Source organism: Clostridium sp. BJN0013 (assembly GCF_040939125.1).
In the GTDB taxonomy this organism is placed as follows: Bacteria; Bacillota; Clostridia; order Clostridiales; family Clostridiaceae; genus Clostridium_B.
Genome location: NZ_CP162495.1, coordinates 109,615 through 127,221 on the forward strand (window position 1 = coordinate 109,615; position 17,607 = coordinate 127,221).

Annotated in this window: 20 protein-coding genes, 2 tRNA genes and 1 pseudogene; 12 read left to right on the forward strand and 11 right to left on the reverse strand. The window is 40.6% G+C overall.

All coding sequences use genetic code 11. The annotated features are described in order from the left end of the window. The first annotated feature begins 182 nt into the window (after positions 1–182). Positions 183–755, forward strand: a pseudogene (locus AB3K27_RS00710) (TetR/AcrR family transcriptional regulator). Positions 756–766: 11 nt separating this feature from the next. Here AB3K27_RS00710 and AB3K27_RS00715 read toward each other — a convergent pair. Next, positions 767–2,368 (reverse strand): ABC1 kinase family protein, encoded by a 1,602-nt coding sequence (locus tag AB3K27_RS00715; RefSeq protein WP_368489374.1) that lies wholly within the window; start codon positions 2,366–2,368, stop codon positions 767–769. Positions 2,369–2,400: 32 nt separating this feature from the next. After that, on the reverse strand, positions 2,401–2,703 hold the full coding sequence (locus AB3K27_RS00720) for a phasin family protein (RefSeq protein WP_368489375.1): 303 nt from the start codon (positions 2,701–2,703) through the stop codon (positions 2,401–2,403). A gap of 141 nt (positions 2,704–2,844) precedes the next feature. Here AB3K27_RS00720 and AB3K27_RS00725 point away from each other — a divergent pair. From AB3K27_RS00725 to AB3K27_RS00735, 3 genes are all read left to right on the forward strand, one after another. Further along, positions 2,845–2,921, forward strand: a tRNA-Arg gene (locus tag AB3K27_RS00725). A 176-nt stretch (positions 2,922–3,097) separates the two neighbouring features. Beyond that, positions 3,098–3,535: a nucleoside deaminase gene (locus AB3K27_RS00730; protein ID WP_368489376.1), complete on the forward strand. Its 438-nt coding sequence runs from the start codon at positions 3,098–3,100 to the stop codon at positions 3,533–3,535. 117 nt (positions 3,536–3,652) lie between these two features. Then, positions 3,653–3,741 (forward strand) — tRNA-Ser (locus AB3K27_RS00735). A gap of 234 nt (positions 3,742–3,975) precedes the next feature. Here the strand turns inward: AB3K27_RS00735 and AB3K27_RS00740 are convergent. The 6 genes from AB3K27_RS00740 to AB3K27_RS00765 form a co-directional block, all read right to left on the reverse strand. Continuing rightward, entirely contained in the window at positions 3,976–5,277 is a 1,302-nt protein-coding gene (locus tag AB3K27_RS00740; RefSeq protein WP_368489377.1) for a tyrosine-type recombinase/integrase, read from the reverse strand. A gap of 3 nt (positions 5,278–5,280) precedes the next feature. Beyond that, complete coding sequence (locus AB3K27_RS00745) at positions 5,281–5,508, reverse strand: DNA-binding protein (RefSeq protein WP_368489378.1); 228 nt, start codon at positions 5,506–5,508, stop codon at positions 5,281–5,283. 408 nt (positions 5,509–5,916) lie between these two features. Continuing rightward, positions 5,917–6,168 (reverse strand): helix-turn-helix domain-containing protein, encoded by a 252-nt coding sequence (locus AB3K27_RS00750; RefSeq protein ID WP_368489379.1) that lies wholly within the window; start codon positions 6,166–6,168, stop codon positions 5,917–5,919. Further along, on the reverse strand, positions 6,161–6,592 hold the full coding sequence (locus tag AB3K27_RS00755; RefSeq protein ID WP_368489380.1) for an RNA polymerase sigma factor: 432 nt from the start codon (positions 6,590–6,592) through the stop codon (positions 6,161–6,163). The genes AB3K27_RS00750 and AB3K27_RS00755 overlap by 8 nt, the downstream gene beginning before the upstream one ends. 517 nt (positions 6,593–7,109) lie before the next feature. Continuing rightward, positions 7,110–7,298, reverse strand: coding sequence for a cysteine-rich KTR domain-containing protein (locus AB3K27_RS00760; protein WP_368489381.1), 189 nt, complete (start codon positions 7,296–7,298; stop codon positions 7,110–7,112). Positions 7,299–7,307: 9 nt separating this feature from the next. Beyond that, the gene (locus AB3K27_RS00765) at positions 7,308–7,757 is read right to left on the reverse strand and encodes a MarR family winged helix-turn-helix transcriptional regulator (RefSeq protein ID WP_368489382.1); all 450 of its coding nucleotides are present in this window, start codon (positions 7,755–7,757) and stop codon (positions 7,308–7,310) included. An 85-nt stretch (positions 7,758–7,842) separates the two neighbouring features. On the opposite strand from AB3K27_RS00765, the gene AB3K27_RS00770 reads away from it, so the two are divergent. The 8 genes from AB3K27_RS00770 (at position 7,843) to AB3K27_RS00805 (ending at position 13,277) form a co-directional block, all read left to right on the forward strand. Then, positions 7,843–8,349: an N-acetyltransferase family protein gene (locus AB3K27_RS00770; protein WP_368489383.1), complete on the forward strand. Its 507-nt coding sequence runs from the start codon at positions 7,843–7,845 to the stop codon at positions 8,347–8,349. 150 nt (positions 8,350–8,499) lie between these two features. Beyond that, positions 8,500–8,853 carry a helix-turn-helix domain-containing protein gene (locus tag AB3K27_RS00775; protein WP_368489384.1) on the forward strand — a complete coding sequence of 118 codons (354 nt, stop codon included), beginning with the start codon at positions 8,500–8,502 and terminating at the stop codon, positions 8,851–8,853. Between the two features lie 229 nt (positions 8,854–9,082). Beyond that, positions 9,083–9,412 carry a plasmid mobilization relaxosome protein MobC gene (mobC, locus tag AB3K27_RS00780; protein WP_368489385.1) on the forward strand — a complete coding sequence of 110 codons (330 nt, stop codon included), beginning with the start codon at positions 9,083–9,085 and terminating at the stop codon, positions 9,410–9,412. After that, positions 9,373–10,725 (forward strand): relaxase/mobilization nuclease domain-containing protein, encoded by a 1,353-nt coding sequence (locus AB3K27_RS00785; protein WP_368489386.1) that lies wholly within the window; start codon positions 9,373–9,375, stop codon positions 10,723–10,725. Before mobC ends, AB3K27_RS00785 begins: the two co-directional genes overlap by 40 nt. Before the next feature lie 75 nt (positions 10,726–10,800). Beyond that, a complete protein-coding gene (locus AB3K27_RS00790; protein WP_368489387.1) occupies positions 10,801–11,034 on the forward strand; it encodes a helix-turn-helix domain-containing protein in 234 nt (77 codons plus the stop codon). Between the two features lie 4 nt (positions 11,035–11,038). After that, complete coding sequence (locus AB3K27_RS00795) at positions 11,039–11,407, forward strand: DUF6050 family protein (protein WP_368489388.1); 369 nt, start codon at positions 11,039–11,041, stop codon at positions 11,405–11,407. 10 nt (positions 11,408–11,417) lie between these two features. Then, entirely contained in the window at positions 11,418–11,888 is a 471-nt protein-coding gene (locus AB3K27_RS00800) for a DUF6650 family protein (RefSeq protein ID WP_368489389.1), read from the forward strand. Positions 11,889–11,981: 93 nt separating this feature from the next. Further along, positions 11,982–13,277, forward strand: a complete 1,296-nt coding sequence (locus tag AB3K27_RS00805) for a hypothetical protein (RefSeq protein WP_368489390.1) — start codon at positions 11,982–11,984, stop codon at positions 13,275–13,277. Positions 13,278–13,451: 174 nt separating this feature from the next. On the opposite strand, the gene AB3K27_RS00810 is transcribed toward AB3K27_RS00805, so the two are convergent. From AB3K27_RS00810 to AB3K27_RS00820, 3 genes are read right to left on the reverse strand one after another with little or no spacing between them, the layout of a single operon-like run. Next, positions 13,452–13,817: a cysteine-rich VLP domain-containing protein gene (locus tag AB3K27_RS00810; protein ID WP_368489391.1), complete on the reverse strand. Its 366-nt coding sequence runs from the start codon at positions 13,815–13,817 to the stop codon at positions 13,452–13,454. Next, on the reverse strand, positions 13,814–14,020 hold the full coding sequence (locus AB3K27_RS00815; protein ID WP_368489392.1) for a transposon-transfer assisting family protein: 207 nt from the start codon (positions 14,018–14,020) through the stop codon (positions 13,814–13,816). The genes AB3K27_RS00810 and AB3K27_RS00815 overlap by 4 nt, the downstream gene beginning before the upstream one ends. A gap of 2 nt (positions 14,021–14,022) precedes the next feature. After that, positions 14,023–17,592, reverse strand: a complete 3,570-nt coding sequence (locus AB3K27_RS00820; protein WP_368489393.1) for a YodL domain-containing protein — start codon at positions 17,590–17,592, stop codon at positions 14,023–14,025. Positions 17,593–17,607 lie beyond the last annotated feature (15 nt).

Consider the following 17,607-nt stretch of genomic DNA (forward strand, 5'->3'; position numbering starts at 1 on the left):
TTTTGATTTTTATTTTAAATCTTTTATAGTTTATTTTAACATTATAGTCAGTGTATAGAAATAGTTTACATAGCTAATATTTAAAAAGTTGTTGAGTTGTTTTAATAACGTAAGTATAATAAAGTTATATATAATTGTACTCACCAGTCGATAATTAATAATAGAAATCTGGGGTGGTCTTCATGAATGATACAAAGAGGATAATTTTTGAATCTGCTATAAAGATTTTTTGAAAAAATGGATATAATGGAGCAACTATGGATGCTATAGCTGCAGATGCTGGTGTAGCAAAGGGAACTTTATATTATCATTTCAAAAGTAAAGAAGAAATATTTAAATATATAATAGAAGAGAGAATGAATATACTTATAGAAAAAATAGAAATTGATTCTAAAAAAGAAAAGAAGGCTCTAAATAAGATAAAAATTTTGTGTAAAGCTCAATGGGGATTAGTCTATGAAAATAGAGATTTTATTAAAGTAGTAATGAGTCAACTATGGGGGCAGGAAATAAGGCAGATAGAACTGAGAGAATATATAAGATCATATATAATTTATACACAGAACTACCTGGAGCAGTCTATGGTGAAAGGCAGTATAAAAAAGTGTGATTCATCCTTTTTAGCTTATACTTTATTTGGAACTATTTGTTCTGTTGCCGTTTATGAATTAATGAATGAAGATAAGAAGGATTTGGATGATATGATAGAAAATCTCATGAACTATATTTTAAATGGAATAAAAAAAGGAGAGTGATTTAATCTCCTTTAAAGTTTACCTGATTTTAGTATAGAAATTATAAGTGTAATACCAATAAATATAAAAAGCATGAAATCTATAATACCGATTAAAGGTATATTGTAAATTTTAGGACCTATATTCAGATTTAATATTAAAGAGGAACTTATAATCATAGAACATACTATGAGGGAAATTGACAGTCTATTTACCATTCTATTTAATTGATTTATAGAATCGTCAATTTTATTAAATTTTAGCTGAATTTTAGCTCTTCCATTGAGTATACCATCTATTAATTCTACTGTTTTCATTGGAAGCTTTGAAAAATTTTTAGTAAAATTATAAGAGTTTATAAGTATATCCTCTAAATTTATACCTTCAAAGTAATAAAATTTATTATTTTGTTTTAAAAAAGGTATGGCTATGTCTAAAATGTTGATTTCAGGTGAAATTTCAGTTATCAAACCCTCTATTATAATTAGGCTCTTTACTAATAATATCAAATTTTTAGGCAAAACTATCTTATTATTTTTTGCACACTTGAAAATTTCTGTCATTAATACTGAAATTTTTATGTTTTTAAGTGATGTAGATAAGTAATTTACTAAAAACATTTCTATATCTTCATATAGTTTATTTCTATCTATAAGCTCTTTTTTTACGCCTAAGGATATAATTGAAGATACAAGCATATCTGTATCTTTTTGTACTATGGCTATAATAATTTGGTTCAAAAGTAACTTAAGTTCAGGTGAAATTATACCCATTATCCCAAAGTCTATAAAACATATTTTAGTGTTAAGTATCATTAAATTGCCAGCATGGGGATCTCCGTGAAAAAATCCATCAGTGAATACCTGCTTGAAGAAAAATAGGGCAAGCTTTTCACCTAAATCCTGTAGATCATAATTCTTCTTTTTCAATTTAGCCATATCATTTATTTTAAATCCATGAATTTTTTCCATTGTTAATACTTTAATTCCAGAGAGTTCTTTTACTACATAAGGGGTATAACAAAAATTAATATTTTTGTTTAGTTCTTTAAATTTTATCATATTTTCACATTCTAATTTAAAATTTAGTTCCCGTTTAGTGGAGAATAGTAATTCATCTAAAGCTTCTTCAGGATCTATTAAAACATTTTTAAATTTATTTCTGCTAAGTTTTATAATTTTATATAATAAAGATATATCAGTTTCCATTTTTTCTTTTATTCCAGGTCTTTGTATCTTTACAATAACTTTTCTTCCATCTTTTAAAGTGGCATTATGTACTTGGGCTATAGAGCCAGAAGCTAAGGGAGTTTCTTCAAAATACAAAAAACAATCTTTTATATTTTTGTTGAACTCATTAAAAAATACTTTGTCTATGTGTTCATACTTTTCAGGAAGTACTTCATCTTGAAGTTTTGAAAGTTCTTCAATATATTTTAGGGGTAATATATCCGGCCGTGAACTCAGTATTTGACCTATCTTTATGAATGTAGGTCCTAAAGTTTCAAATGCTTTTCTAAGATTTTCAGGGGATTTTTTATTCCTAGAATTTTTAGTATCTATTAAAAATTTAAAACCATATTTAGTTAGTACTTTTAGTATTTCTTTAAATCTCTTTGAAGATTTTTTATTCATAAATATATTGGATAACTAAAGCCATAAAGGCTTTAGTCATCATTATCTGTTTTACTTTCAAGTTTAGTCAATCGTTCATTTAAAGATGATATGTCATCTTTAGTGGCAAAGTTCATACTAGCTAATATGGATGTGAGTTCATTTTTAGTTAAAGGTTTTATTTGTTCCTTTTTAGCTAGGGCAGTTTTCTTTAGTTCTTCTGATAACTGCTTTCCTTCATCCACCGTTATCTTTCCTTTTTGAACCATTTCTTGAATTAGTTTTAATGCCTTTTCATAAGTATATGCAGCAGAGCCTATTCCTGCTAAAAATAAATTTTTTAATTCATTAATCATAATGAACCTCCTTGTAAAATAATTTTTAATTTTGTGGACGGATATATACATTTTTATAGGTATCATCATAAAAGGTAAAAACAAATTGACAATTATTATAAACTATATTAAAATATTAAAGTAGCAATTTTACATAAGTATGCGCTCGTAGCTCAGTAGGATAGAGCAGCGGTTTCCTAAACCGCGTGCCGGGGGTTCGATTCCTCTCGGGCGCACCATAGGTCTTGTAAATGTATTATTTACAAGATATTTATTTTATGATATATATTTATTTCTAGTATACCCTTATTTTATATTTTATTTATTATTGGCAATTTATATGTTTGTTTATTAAAAAAGTATTTTTATTGAGTTTGAATTGTTAAACACAGAATAATTTATTTTTGAGGTATTTATGGATAATTTTATACTTGAAGCCATAAAAGAGGCTAAAGTAGCATTAGAGTTAGGGGAAGTTCCAGTAGGGGCTGTTATAGTGAAAAATAATAAGATAATATCAAGATATCATAATTTAAAAGAAACATTGAAAGATAGTACTGCCCATGCTGAAATACTTGCTATAAGAAATGCTTCAAAAGTACTTAAAAATTGGAGATTAAAAGATTGCAGTATGTATGTTACATTAGAGCCTTGTCCTATGTGTGCAGGAGCTATAATGCAGTGTAGGATAAATAAGCTATTTATAGGAACATTTGATCCTATTATGGGTGCTTGTGGCTCCGTAGTTAATATATTGCAAAATAACTTTCTGAATCATTGGGTAGATATTCAAAGGCTATATAATGACGAGTGTAGTAATATGTTAAAAGAATTTTTTAGAAATAGAAGATAGGGTATCAGCTAATTCCTGTCTTTGGATAAATTTTTATATGGAAGCGTATCGAAGTGGTCATAACGGGCCTGACTCGAAATCATGTTACTTGCTCCAAAAACTGAATAATTATTAAATGGAAGCGTATCGAAGTGGTCATAACGAGCCGCACTCGAAATGCGGTAGTCCGCAAGGGCTCGTGGGTTCGAATCCCACCGCTTCCGCCAACAACAATCCCGCGTAAATCAAGGGTTTACGCGGGTTTTCTTATGCCTTTTTCTGGTGCCCGGTTTGGCTTATAACGGCTAAAATGGTGCCGGTGGTGCTCTGATTTGTGGTGCCCGGCTCGTTTTCCGTTATACACTCTATACACGGAAAATGTATGCCGTGGTGCCCTAATGGTGCCCGGAACTCCTAAAAACATATAAAAAGCAGCGTGGAGCTATAAAAAGATACATCTGTCATAGCTCCATTTCGCTGCTTTTCTTTTTCTCTTTAGGAACTGCTTCTTTACTTCTTTTTTCTTTTCCTGTGTTGGGCTTTCGTGGCTGTAATGCCTTATGGTAAGTTTCTAGTACCGTTTTCTTACGCTCAATCCGCACATCAACATACTGTGCTGTAACAGCTTCAAGGTTGGTAGAAATACCAAGCGACATACCGATACCTTTCAGCGTATGCCCCAATATCTCGCCTACCGTGTAGAAATCGCCTGTTAGCTGGTGCATATTGGTCGCTGCCGTGTGTCTTAAATCGTGGAAACGAATGTGCGGCATTTCAAGGTGACGGATAAGCTGACCGAAGTTAGCTGACATTCTATCACGTCGGTACGGAGAACCGTCCGGCTTTGCGATAAACAATTTGTTGTCATAGTATTCCCCGCCGCCCGCAGTAATCAAATCCTTTTGCCTATAAAGCAAATCAAACTGCCGCAGGAAATACGGCAGCGTTTCTTCTGTAATAGGCAAAATACGGTCGTTGGATTTGGTCGGTGCCATTTCTGTTATGATTTTCGTACCGGGCGGTACTTGGAAAGGCATTTGCTCGACAACGCCAAACTGCATTTTGTCGAGGTCAATGTTAGTTGTCCGCAGTCCGATAATCTCACTCATACGCAGACCATACATTCCTGCCAGCACAACAGGCATTTCCCATTCCGTACCAACTACATTACTCATAAATTTTTGCATTTGTTCTATGGTGTACGGGTCGGGCGTTTTCCCTTGCTTTCCAAACTTTGTAATAATATCGCGGGCAGGATTATGTTCGATATAGTGATACTTCCGTGCGTGTTCCATTGATACACTTAAAATACGCTGTGCATAACGGACGGTACTATGAGATAGCCCTTTGTCAAAAAGCTGCTGAAACATATGGTCAAGCATGGCCGGAGTGAGTTGATTAAGCTGCACATGGCCGATATACGGCAGGATATGGTTTTTGATGTGGCTTTTATATCCTGCAAAGGTACTCGGACGCAAATTTGCCTTGCCGTGATTTTCTACCCATTCTTCCAAGTATTCTTTTACAGTCTGCTTGCCTTGTGAAGCAACGATAGGAGTATATACAGGGTTTGCAAGTTTCGTTTTCATTTCCGCTTCATGCTGTGTCGCTTCTTTTTTCGTGGCAAACCCCTTTTTGGAATAGGTCTTTTTCCCCTCCGGCGAATTGTATTTTATATTTACGTCGTAGACTGTACCGGGCTTGCCCGTCAATACGCCGTTGCCATCACGTTTATTTTGTACTTTTCTTGCTGATACTGCCATAGCTTACCCCTCCTTTGCAACAGGGGGATTAACGGGTCGTTTTGCTCTTTCGTACCAATTCCAAATAGCAGCGTCAGCAATCAGGCGGCGATTGCCATTTTGGATATACTCCAGTTCTCCGCTATCCATAAGCTCACGCAATTTATTTTCACCTATACCGCTAATCCGGCTCATTTGTTCCACCGTTTTCAGCATAGGAAGTAATTGCGGTTGATTTTCCTTTTTCGCCATAGAAATACCCCCTTTCATAAAATTGGCTAAAAGGTTGCATTTATAAAGAGGCTTTAATCGGACGGTTTTAGCAAAACCTCACGGGAATTTCACCCCTGCATGGTTCTCATGCAGCCCTATTCATTGCCTGCGACGCTTTGAACGCTCGGACTATGGCTATAAGGGAGTATCATTGTACCTTTTTGCACGTCGTCGCCCGCAAGCCGCTACACTTGCTTTGAATTGTGGTGTTGTTCGCTCTCTCTGGAATAGAGGTCATGGCGCACCCAACCTATGGCTCGGCACAAAAAGAACGTATCCGATTTGCCTTATACTGCGTCGGCATTTTCTTCCGTCGCTTTCTTTGTCAAAGAGCAAAAGCAAGGTGAGGTTTTACACTCTGCGGAAAGGGGGCGCAGCTTGCTTAACTCAAACCTTGAATGAAAGGACAGCCCGCATCAGCTTTGACCGCAAGCGGTCGCGTATGTCCTCGTCTATGCCGTAATAGATATTGCCGCGTTCGTCGCGGAGCTTCCGCATAGACAAAGTGGCTATGTAGCTTTCGTAATGCTGTACGACAATCTTCATAGCTTCCGGGTCGCCCTTTGTTGCAGCTATGATTACCGGGTAGGGTAACAAGCCGCGTTCGTCGTTTTCGGTGTTACCAATCATTTCAATCATAGGCGCGTTCCTCCAAATAGCGTTTTAGAAGCTCAAAAGAGCTTGTCCGTCTGTACTGTACGGTGCTGCGCGGAATTGCGTGCAACTTTGCAATTTCCGCGTCGCTCATTTCAAAGAAGTAATACAGTAAGACGGCGTTGCGTTTTTCTTCCGGCAAGCTGTACAGGGCTTCGGCAAGCAGCTTTGCGGTGATTTCCTTTCCCGCCACGCAAAAGGATTGTTCAGCTTCATCATCCGCAAAATAGCGGTCATAGGTGAAAAGCTGATTTTCCTCCTGTGCGGACAGGTCAGAAAAAGTCACTTCGCGTAGCTGCTGCCGCTTCGTGTCCCTGTGGGCGTTGACTGCTTCGTTTTTCAACGCCCGTTTGCAATAGCCGTTAAAGGCGCAACGGATTTGCCATTGGGTACGAACAGGTTCATTCATGGTACTCACCTCCTTTCGCAACCGCGAAAGCGGGTGATGATTTCCCCTTTCGTAAACCCTCAACACCGGGCATTTTGGAAATGCCGGAAATGTTGGCTGTTTTTTCAAAAAAACTTTTGAGAAAAACGCAAAAAAGCTCGGCTGCATAAAGCGACCGAGCAAAAGGGAATTATTGGCATTTATATGGTGATGTGTGTGTTCATGTTGATGGTTAGAATATCCCGTTAGTGGATAAAGACTTTTTTTGACAAGTAGAATGGTATCAAATTATGTAGAAGGCAAATAAACACGGCGGCATCCTCCTTTTGCCGCCGTGTTCTTAAAAAAGGGCAAATTTAATACACCCTCCGCTATCTAATTTTTTGAAAAGAAAACGGCGGCTTTGATTTATTTCAAAACCGCCATCGAACGGATATGTACTACATTACCGCCAAACAACGGTCTTGTATTTGCTGCCGCGTAGCACGATACAGTCACAATAAAAGAAAGAGCCGACAACTGCGATTTCCATTCACGGTTATTGGCTCTGCGTCTTAGCGTCTGGCTCTTTGATAACTGACATATTTAGTTGTCGTACATTGATTAGCGTTTCCTGTTTGCACTTTGGACAGAATAGCGGGAAGTTTTCAAGTATTGTGTCTCCACGTATCCTAATGCGAGTTTTATTTTTGCAGACAGGACATAATAACCATCTACTTTGCTCCATGTCTGTACCTCAATAATTCTCATTTTCATTTCTTTTGCTACTTACAGCTTTGGATAACATGCGTATAAATATATTTTTTTCTTCCATGTCTAATTTTTGCAACATATCCTCGAAAATTGCATATTCGATGTTGCGATGTTCATGTTGAGCTTGCAAACCTACTTCCGTTAATTCTAAATTGTAGGCTCGCTTATCCTCTTTGCATAGATTTCTTTTAACTAACCCCTTTGATTCAAGACGATTTATTGCACTTGTTAAGGTGCTTTTGGGAAGTTCTAATTGACTACTAATTTCCTTTAGCATACAGTTAGGGCGATTTTCTACAACTTGAAGAATACTTAATTCCACCATTGATACACCCAATATAGCTGGATATTTCCCGCTATTCATCTCCGCTTTCATACGCATACCTACTATATGCCATAAGTCATTTAGCTCTTTTACTTTATCTATTGACATAATTCCCTCCACATGGTACGATAATCGTACTATTATAGTACGACATTCGCACTAAAATGTCAACAGAAATAAGGCGGTGTTTTATATGGACTTTCAAGTTATTCGTGCAACTAAGGACAACGCTATTGAAATGGGCTTTGTTCATTCACAATCATGGCAAAAAGCATATAGAGGGATTATAGCAGATGAAATAGTAGATAGTTTTACTCCGGAAAAAAGAGCAGAAATATTTGCTGACGCTATTTCTACACGCCCCGAAGAATACTATCTATTTAGGGTTGATGGACGTCCTGCGGGGATAGCATCATTAAATAAGAGCCATGAAGAAAATGCTCCTGACTATATAGGTGAGATTTATTCAATATACTTTCATCCTGAGTTTTGGGGAACCTCTGCTACACATAAGGGATTGCAATTTTGTGTAGAGCGGCTAAAATTACTGGGATATACTCAAGTCAAAATATGGGTATTAAAAGACAACTTTCGTGCACGCAGTTTCTATGAAAAAAATGGTTTTTATTTTGACGGTTTTGAACAAGAAATAAATATAGGTAAACCATTAGTAGAAATACGTTATTCAAAGAAAATATAGTATTTCCCTAATCTAATCTTTTACCGGGCAGTTAAAATTGCCCGGTATTTTTGTTGTTCAAATTTATGCTCTATTACAATCAATCATATGATATGTGTACTCATATCTAAAAGAAAAGGTGAACAGTAAAATGTAGTAGGGTGAAATATTATGAAGCGAGAAGTCAAGAAATACGATTTTAAGGCTTTCGGTCAAGCCATAAAAGCAGCACGAAATGCAAAAGGAATATCGAGAAACCAATTAGCAGACCAAATGCACATTGCCCCTCGATACATTGCGTCCATTGAGAATAGCGGACAGCACCCAAGCCTGCAAATCTTTTATGAGCTTGTTATCCTTTTGGACATATCGGTAGACCAATTCTTTTTTCCAGACAAGGAAATGGACAAATCCACGCAGCGCAGACAGCTTGAAAGCCTGCTTGACGATATGAGCGACAAGGGATTGCGGATAGTTACCGCTACGGCGAAAGAGATTAAGGAAGTCGAAACAGAGGACGAATAAACGTCTACAACACAACTGAATAGGATTGAGAAGCGTTGCAGCCGATACGGTTCGCAGCGTTTTTCTTTTGCGCTCGTTTGGCAAATTTGCACTTTCAGTTGTTGTAGGTAGTGAAAGGAAAGTTTCTTAGCAAGCATAGGAAGCGGGTACCCGCTTCCGTATTTTGCCCTGCAAAATGCTTGTTGGGAAGTATCCCAAACCCTCTAAAAACGGAAAGGAGCGGCGGCGTATGAACGGACGAAAAAGGACAGTGCAAATCAAGTTTCGTGTGACGGAAGAAGAACGCACATTGATAGAGGAAAAAATGAAGCTCATACCCACCCGCAATATGGCGGCGTATCTGCGGAAAATGGCAATCGACGGGTATATCATTCAGATAGACCATAGCGACATAAAGGCAATGACAGCAGAGATACAGAAAATCGGGGTCAATGTCAATCAGATAGCAAAGCGCGTTAATGCGACGGGCAGCGCATACCAAGAGGACATAGAGGAAATCAAGGGGGTGCTTAACGAGATATGGCGGTTACAAAGATTAAACCTATTAAAAGAACGTTAAGCAAAGCCCTTGACTATATCCAAAACCCGGACAAGACAGACGGAAAAATGCTTGTTTCCTCTTTCGGCTGTTCCTTTGAAACGGCAGACATTGAGTTCGGATTTACCCTTTCGCAAGCATTGGATAAAGGGAACAACCTCGCCCACCATTTGATACAAGCCTTTGAACCAGGGGAAGTGGATTATCAGACCGCCCATGAAATCGGACGGCAGCTTGCCGACGCTGTTACCAAAGGACAGCATGAGTATGTTTTGACGACGCATATTGACAAGGGTCACGTCCATAATCACATCATTTTCTGCGCGGTCAATTTCGTAGACCACCGCAAATACAATTCCAACAAACGCACCTATTACGGCATACGGAACATGAGCGACAAGCTGTGCCGGGAACATAACTTATCTGTTGTCGTTCCGGGCAAAGGAAGCAAGGGAAAAAGCTATGCGGAGTACCAAGCAGAAAAGACGGGTACGAGTTGGAAAGGAAAGCTGAAAATTGCGGTTGATACCCTTATCCCCCAAGTGTCCGATTTTGAAGAATTATTGAGCCGTTTGGAAGCGGCGGGTTATGAAATTAAGCAGGGAAAATATATATCATGCCGCGCACCCGGACAGGAACGGTTTACACGTTTGAAAACCCTCGGTGCAGACTATACAGAGGAAGCCCTAACAGAACGTATCAAGGGCAGACGTACCCGCACCACCAAAGCTCCACGGACAGAGAAAAAGGGCATTTCCCTGCTGATAGATATTGAAAACAGTATCAAGGTTCAGGAGAGCCGGGGTTATGAGCAATGGGCGAAAATCCACAATCTGAAACAGGCTGCTAAGACCATGAATTTCCTAACAGAAAATCGTATAGAGCAATATGCAGACTTGACCGCCAAAATTGCGGAAATTGCGGCAGAGAACGAACAGGCCGCTGACGCATTAAAGGCCGTCGAAACCCGGCTTGCGGACATGGCGGTGCTGATTAAGAATATCACTACCTACCAAAAGACAAAGCCCGCCTATGACGCATACCGTAAAGCAAAAAACAAAGAAAAATATCGCGCAGAGCATGAGAGTAATATTATCCTGTATGAAGCCGTAGCCAAAGCATTACGAGCGGCGCAGATCGGCGGCAAGCTGCCCAATGTTGCCGCCCTACAAACGGAATATGCAAAACTCCGAGAGCAGAAAGAAGCCCTATACGCTAATTATGGCAAACTGAAAAAACAGGTCAAGGAGTATGAAGTTATCAAACGGAACATAGACAGTATTTTGCGGCAGGACAGACAGCCGGAAAAAGGAAAGGAAACAGAACGGGGATAAGGCCCGTTTTATGGTAGAAATATAATAAAAAAAGTGGTAAAATATAGTTATCCAACAAAGACAGGAGTTTCCAGAATGACAGAAAGTAATATGCCGGATTACGGTACAATCCAAGCCGCCGTTGCGGGTGAAAAATGGGCGATTGGAAAGGTGCTTGACTGTTATTCCTGCGAATTAGATAAGCTCGCCACGGTTGAAAAAAAGCGGCCGAACGGAAGCGTAAAAAAGGAAATTGACGAGGATATGCGGCAAGCTCTTGCGCTGAAGCTCATAGAAGCTATCCCGCAATTTCTGTTAGAAAAGGGGTGACGATATGACACGCGGGAAGATATGGAAAGATTTTTTTAAGAAAACAGTTTTACCCGTCGTTATTGCATTGTTTTTATTCTTCATGTTCAAATCGATATTTACCAATAACGGCGAAACGAATTACTTTTATGTGTGGCTGTGCTGCGGTATTCCGTTCGGTATTCGCCGTATGTTCGTATGGCTTGTGCCGCATGGGTATGACTTAGGCGGTACGGTGGGAATTATCGCCCTCAACTTCATTTTGGGCGGTATCATTGGCGGCGTCATTCTAATATGGCGGCTTATTTGCGCTGTTTGGTACATACCCTTGACTGTGTACCGATTGTTGACGATAGGCAAAGGCAATACGATTGAAATTAAATTAGAAGAATGAGGATATACATATGAGATTTTCAGAATTATTAAACAGATTAACAGGCATTAGCTGTCCCGTTTTCGGAATTTCATGGAACCCTGTTGATACAGAAAGAAGTATCGCCAGAAGAATAATTGTTTTTCTCGAACCGCGCCGCGTTCTGTACTCCGCGTATGAGTACGAGTCGGTTTGTCCCTGTATTACTTCTGTAACAGAGATTAAAAACTATTTGACTTCTGAATTACAGCAAATCGACGAAAAGGGTGAGCTTAATTCCTATGTACGAGCAATGCGAAATGCTTGTAATAAGTTTCTAAGTAAATGCCCTGATAGCAAGAAGTTTCGTTGTTACGCTTGTGAAAGTGGAAACATTGATAACTGGATTTTTACGTCGGCCGTTGGTGAGTTGCGCGGCGTATTTGGTGTTATGATTGGACAAATTGCAAAAGCGTATGGTCTTGATGTTGAGGACGATTTGGCTCAAATAATACCAGATTAATTTAAGAGAAAAAAATATTGATAAGCATATGATGATTTATACTGTTGATTTGTCCGCAAAGTCAAAGAATTTTAGGTACATGGGAGGTTTGAAATGTGCAAATGTATATACTGTAATTCAGAAGATTTATCAGTTTCAGATATTATTTCATATGCTTTAACTGGCACTAAATTAACGAGAAGATTTGTTTGTCATAAACACAATGCTTTTACAAATGACAACTTTGAAAAAAGAGCAATTTCAAACCTCGACTTTTTTAGAAGTTCATTAGGATTATCGGATAGAAAAGGTGCTGAAATAAAATATAAGGCTAATGTTATCATAGACGGAATAACTATTCCCAACATTTCAGTCAGTGGAAGAAAGTCAATTTATGAGGATAAAAAACGGTTATTTCCAACAGAAGAAAACGGAAAAAAAGTTTTGGTAGGCAACATTGAAAAGCTCAAACAAAAAAAAGATGTTGTTACAGAAGAAATAAAACTATTGGATATGAGCGACGTAGTTGTGAGTGTTACATTTTCAATAGAGGAATTATTTGCTTCTGATGAAATGCTACATACTGTTGCTAAAATCGCATACGAATGGTTTTGTGCCGTTAATGAGATAAATGAGTTTGTTCCAGAATGTTATAAAGAGATTGTAGATAGTATTTTAATGGAGCAACCAATAAAGGATGTTGTTGAAATTGTTGTTGATGGAAATCTTGATTATGCTCTAAAAGATATTTGTCATTTGGGTAGTCATGGTTTGTTTGAATATGTTGATACAAATGGGTGTCGATATGTGATATATAATTTTTGGGGTATTATTTATTATAAAATCCGAATTTGTAATACGGGTTTTCCGAATACAGATATTTGCAACTGCTACAATCTCTATTTATATAATTTAGATGGCGATCAATCTCGAACGGTATTTGGAACAATGGGAAAATCAAATTTTATTTCTATGCCTGCACGAGAAGCGATAAAACAGTATCATAAAGTATATTCGCAAAAATTAGAACAGCTTGTAAAAACGATTGTGTTATCTCTTAGAAAAACCAAAGTATTAGTTGATGAATTGAGAAAAGCGCTTTATACATATAAACAACCGCCCCACGATTTCGCAAGACTTGTTGACTATGAAGATAATGACAGGGTAATGGCTATTCGAATAATATTTTTTTTGCTTGAACACGAGGACGAATATATATTTGACAAGACCTATAACGAAAATCTAAAGCAACTTTTAGGGATAGATGATACCCTGATTTTTGATGTTGAGGAAAATAAGACTTATGTAAAATATCTTTTAGATTTACATGAGAAGAGTGTTTTGAGCAGTAATATTGAAAATGGATTATCTCTATTTGATAGAATATTTGCGAATGAACAATCTAAATAAAAAACAACGGGGCGCGGCAGCCAATTCATGGCCACCGCGCCCCGTTGTTTTTATGGGTGCAGTTTTAAATATCAGTTACGGAGTAGAACGTCGTTTTTGAGGGGTTAGGTATAAACACCTCACTCTATGAAAAACAAGCTGAAAACACCGCATGATATAAGACTTATTTCGCCCCTATTGCGTAACAAGGGTGCGTCTTTTTCTCATGCGCTTGGCTGCTTGCCTGTTGGTAATTCGTTTGCGGCAATTTGGGCAATATTTCACGTTGTTTGAGCTTGACGCAAAGGGCGCGCCGCACACCAGGCACCGCCGTTTGTCCTCGGCGGCGTAAAGCTCTGTATATAATACTTTATCAAGGGGCAGAACGCCGTCGCGAAACCATTTGCAAAGCAGGGAATATGAAATAAGCTGCGGACATATATGCTCGTCCCCGTCGTCAAGCAATATACAATTCCCGCCAAAGCAGTTGCAGCACTCTTTTTTCACAAGGGCGTTTACCCGTCTGCTTTGGGGCGGCGTCAGCCGTTTTATTTTGCTCATACCTCGTCGGCAGCGAAAAAAACACATTTCGCAAACTCCATTTCGGTCATGCTTTCCACTTTCGCAAGGGTACGGGTGGCAAAGTCCTGCATTTTCCCGTCCATAAAGGGCAAGGCGGCTTTCATACTTACAATAACCCCCTGTCTGCTCCCTGTCATGTAAATGCTCAAAAGGTTTGTTTCCTCAACGGTAAATTTTTTCATGCTCATACCTCCAAATCGTGATTTTTCTGTTTTGCGGTTTTCTTCTGTGCTGCCCGTTCCTTATAAGCTTTTAGCTGCGCCCGGATAGAGGGCTTTTCTTCCGGCTTGCCGACGCGCTCCTTATCGGCTTTGATTGCATTTGCAAGGTCAATAAGGGAAATAGGTTCACCCGCTTTTGCTTTCTGCTCCAATTCTCCTACGGTGGGCGTCTGCGGTGTGTTGTTGATAATCCCGTCAAAATTGTTGTCGTTCTGCTCTACGGTATCCTCAATATGCTTCAAATAATTTTGGGGCTGCTCAACCGCTACGGCAAAAGCCCGTGTGCCATTCCCCATGATGTAATATTTTCCGTCCTCCGAATTGTGATGAATGCCATACCCGGCTTCTTTCATTTGTTCCATGCTCATAGAGGTTAAGCGGAAGCTGCCGCGCGGTGTTGTGATTTTCTCCCCGGTCAAAAATTCGTCCGGGGTCAGTTCTTTTTGCCGCTCTTGCAAAAACTCTGGTACTTGCCGATAGCCGAAACTGTCAACATAATGGGCGGCGTCCTGCCCGTTCTGATAAAGCACCACCACGTCGGAAACGGAAAGACTATGTCCCTTAAAATCTTTCGGGTGGTCGATATTGAAACGGATATAAATATCTTCAAGGGAAGTTCCCTGTGTAAGGGGCGCGGAATAGATAAGGTCATAGTTCGCCGGGTCAACCATGTTTCCCGCCGCTTGCAGACGGTCATAAGGCTCAAAGCGCAAATTCCGCGTTTCGTCGCCATGCTTTAACTGATAAATGGAATAAGTATCTTTGTCCTGCTCGGCTTCCTGCGTCGGCTGTTCAACGTCGTCGGTTTGCTGCTGTGCTTGCGGCGGTTCCTGCGGTTTTGCCTTTTCTGCCCGGATATGCGCTCTCTGTAATTCCGTAGGCTTTTCCCCGGTGAGGGGCTGAATGGCTTTTATATAATTTGCAGCAAAATAGGCATTATCGGTAAGCTGCCGCTGCCATGCTTCGGCGTTGGGTGACCAACGAAAACCGTTGTTTTTAAGCTCTGTCCGCGTCGCTTCGCCCGGCTTTTCCTCAAAAAAGATTTGCAGACGGTTGACTTCGGTATTGGCTTCTACCTTACCGCCCGCAAACTCCCAACCAACATAGCCGACGGTCTGTTTCTGCGATAAATCCTTTATACGGTTTTTCAAGCGTCGTATCTCTGCGCTGTTATTTGATAACGCCCATGTAGGATAGGGCTTGCCCTCAAGATGATAACCTTGCGCCATACTCGCTTTCAGTTTTTCAATGTTTTCCGGCGACAAATGAGGGCAGCCGTCAAGGGTTTTGTTCTTGCGGTAATAGGCGTTTACGGCTTTCATGGTTTCCTGTGATTGCTCCAAGCCCACAAGTTTGCTTTCCAACTTCTGAACGGCTTGCGGGTCGTCCGCGCTGATACCGCCCATGCCCGTACTGCGGATTTTGTCAAGCAATCCCTGTATTTCCTGCCATTCACCCCAATTTCTATCACGGGCGGCGTTCTGTTTTTCTTTCTGTCTAACGGGGAAATTACTGCCCCCCGCAATCAGGATAGAGGGAACGCGGGCGTCAATAGAAAATCGGCTATTCATGTTTGCTGCAAGTTTCCGGGAATAGGTATCAAGCAAGCTGTCGATTTTCTCATGGTATATAGGGTCAACTCGCTTTTTCTGCCGTTCTGCAAGCGCGGCGACTTCCTCTACATACTGCCGGTATTCAGCCGTTGCGCTGCCCGGTTTATAATCATAAAAGCTGTTTGCGTCTTTTGCGCGGCGGGCGGCTGTTTCGTTGATAGAGTAAAACTGAACGACGGGCTGTGTTTGTTGCTCCGCCGCAGGTTGCGGCTCATCGCTGCGTTGTTCAACCTTGTTTTGGGGCTGTCCGGTCTGTGGCGGCTCCGGTGTAATTTTTTGCTCCTGTTCCTCGGATTTTTCCGACATTGCTTGTTCCATATGCTGCTCCTTTTGGATTTCCGCAAAATGCCCGTCAATGGTGTCAATCAGCGTCGCGGCGGTACTGCGGATTGTTTCAAGAGAGCTTTTCAGTTCCGCAAGCTCACGCCCGCTGCTCCACCCGGCAACATATCCGAAAGAGTAGTCCGACGTATCAAGCCCGTAATACTGGCATACGGTATAAGCGACGCTTTCCGCTTGTACCTCGCGGGTACGACGGTCTGGACGTTCCGGCGCGTCCCGGTCGGTGTCATGTAGGGTTGCATGGGCGATTTCGTGAATGGCGGTTTTGATGTTCTGTAATTCACTCATGCCCTCATTGATTACAATGCGGCGTTCTTCATAATTGCAGCGGCCTTTGGTGCTGTCGTCCATACTCTCAAAGGTAATGTCAAAGGGAGAAGTTTTTTCAAGAGCCGCGAAAAAGTCTTTGTATTGCTTCACGTCGCCCATCAGCTCATTAACGGAAATATCGGACAATTCTTTACCCTCTGTTTGTGATACATCAAAAACAGATACCACCTTAAACGCAGGGATTTTGATTTCCTGTTCTTCGGTCACGGGCTTCCCGTCCTTATCAATAACGGGCTTGCGCGTTTCGGGGTCGATTTTTTCCATTTGCTTTTTAACGGTGAAGGGCGCGGGCGCAAGTATTTTGATTGCCTTTTCACCGGGTTTCACATGGCGGTCAAATTCCTTTTCCCATTGTCTGAATCCTTTTACAAGATTGCCGCCCTGCATGGCGATAAGCAGCGTATTGTTGAAGCTGTAATTATGAAATTTTGACATGGTACGCAGATATTCGACGTACCGTTCACTCTCAAACACGCCTGCGATACCCTGCTCCAAGCGGTCGGTTATCTCTTTCATTTTGTCGGCCGGATTTTCAGAAGTAAGGATTATCGGCATGACCGGGCGCAGCTCGGCGGGCAGCGTTGCCGCCATAGCGTCAAAATCCTCTTTTGCCGGGTTGCTGCGTTCTGCCCGTGGGAAACTCATAATACGGTATTCTTCCGGCACGTCGCGTCCGTCGTACCACTCCGTAAAGGTGTTTTTGTTGTTATAAATATAGCCCTGCTCGGTAAATCTGCCGCCCTCATTGATAGTAGCGTCGCGCCCATATTCTTCATACATGAGATACTTTTTTGCTTCTTCGGGCAGCTCCAAGCCGTCCAGCTCGTCAATAAGGTAATAGCCGTAATCTTCCTCGCTTTGGACGGTGGGATAAATCCAATAGCAATCAAGATTTTGTGCAAGGTTGATAAGGTCTTTGAGATTTCCGGCATACTCGCCATGCGTGACCGCCGCCGCAAATTTTTCCTTATCCTCGTCGCGCTGCATTTCAAGCAGCTTGCCTAAGTAGTTCAGTTCGTCTATACTGCCGCTTTGGATAACGGCAAGTGGCACATCAAAAGGGCAATCCTCGGTATTGGCAAAGCCATTGATAAAAAAATCCTGCGGGTTGTCTGCGGTAATACCGACGCGCCCCATAACGTCGTGAATCTGCTCCGCTGTGGCAGGCATGGAAAGCCACACGCCACCTGTTTCGCCCGTATCAAAACGGGTGCGGCTGTCTATTAAGACTGAAAATTGTTCGTTCATACATTAGCTCCTTTC

Bases quoted from the DNA above. Each gene is read 5' to 3' on its own strand.
- AB3K27_RS00820 (WP_368489393.1), bottom strand. From the start codon at position 17,592: ATGAACGAACAATTTTCAGTCTTAATAGACAGCCGCACCCGTTTTGAT.
- AB3K27_RS00755 (WP_368489380.1), bottom strand. From the start codon at position 6,592: ATGAATGAACCTGTTCGTACCCAATGGCAAATCCGTTGCGCCTTTAAC.
- AB3K27_RS00790 (WP_368489387.1), top strand. From the start codon at position 10,801: ATGACAGAAAGTAATATGCCGGATTACGGTACAATCCAAGCCGCCGTT.
- AB3K27_RS00750 (WP_368489379.1), bottom strand. From the start codon at position 6,168: ATGATTGAAATGATTGGTAACACCGAAAACGACGAACGCGGCTTGTTA.
- AB3K27_RS00770 (WP_368489383.1), top strand. From the start codon at position 7,843: ATGGACTTTCAAGTTATTCGTGCAACTAAGGACAACGCTATTGAAATG.
- AB3K27_RS00740 (WP_368489377.1), bottom strand. From the start codon at position 5,277: ATGGCAGTATCAGCAAGAAAAGTACAAAATAAACGTGATGGCAACGGC.
- AB3K27_RS00760 (WP_368489381.1), bottom strand. From the start codon at position 7,298: ATGGAGCAAAGTAGATGGTTATTATGTCCTGTCTGCAAAAATAAAACT.
- AB3K27_RS00715 (WP_368489374.1), bottom strand. From the start codon at position 2,368: ATGAATAAAAAATCTTCAAAGAGATTTAAAGAAATACTAAAAGTACTA.
- mobC (WP_368489385.1), top strand. From the start codon at position 9,083: ATGAACGGACGAAAAAGGACAGTGCAAATCAAGTTTCGTGTGACGGAA.
- AB3K27_RS00800 (WP_368489389.1), top strand. From the start codon at position 11,418: ATGAGATTTTCAGAATTATTAAACAGATTAACAGGCATTAGCTGTCCC.
- AB3K27_RS00720 (WP_368489375.1), bottom strand. From the start codon at position 2,703: ATGATTAATGAATTAAAAAATTTATTTTTAGCAGGAATAGGCTCTGCT.
- AB3K27_RS00795 (WP_368489388.1), top strand. From the start codon at position 11,039: ATGACACGCGGGAAGATATGGAAAGATTTTTTTAAGAAAACAGTTTTA.
- AB3K27_RS00775 (WP_368489384.1), top strand. From the start codon at position 8,500: ATGAAGCGAGAAGTCAAGAAATACGATTTTAAGGCTTTCGGTCAAGCC.
- AB3K27_RS00805 (WP_368489390.1), top strand. From the start codon at position 11,982: ATGTGCAAATGTATATACTGTAATTCAGAAGATTTATCAGTTTCAGAT.
- AB3K27_RS00810 (WP_368489391.1), bottom strand. From the start codon at position 13,817: ATGAGCAAAATAAAACGGCTGACGCCGCCCCAAAGCAGACGGGTAAAC.
- AB3K27_RS00785 (WP_368489386.1), top strand. From the start codon at position 9,373: ATGGCGGTTACAAAGATTAAACCTATTAAAAGAACGTTAAGCAAAGCC.
- AB3K27_RS00765 (WP_368489382.1), bottom strand. From the start codon at position 7,757: ATGTCAATAGATAAAGTAAAAGAGCTAAATGACTTATGGCATATAGTA.
- AB3K27_RS00745 (WP_368489378.1), bottom strand. From the start codon at position 5,508: ATGGCGAAAAAGGAAAATCAACCGCAATTACTTCCTATGCTGAAAACG.
- AB3K27_RS00815 (WP_368489392.1), bottom strand. From the start codon at position 14,020: ATGAAAAAATTTACCGTTGAGGAAACAAACCTTTTGAGCATTTACATG.
- AB3K27_RS00730 (WP_368489376.1), top strand. From the start codon at position 3,098: ATGGATAATTTTATACTTGAAGCCATAAAAGAGGCTAAAGTAGCATTA.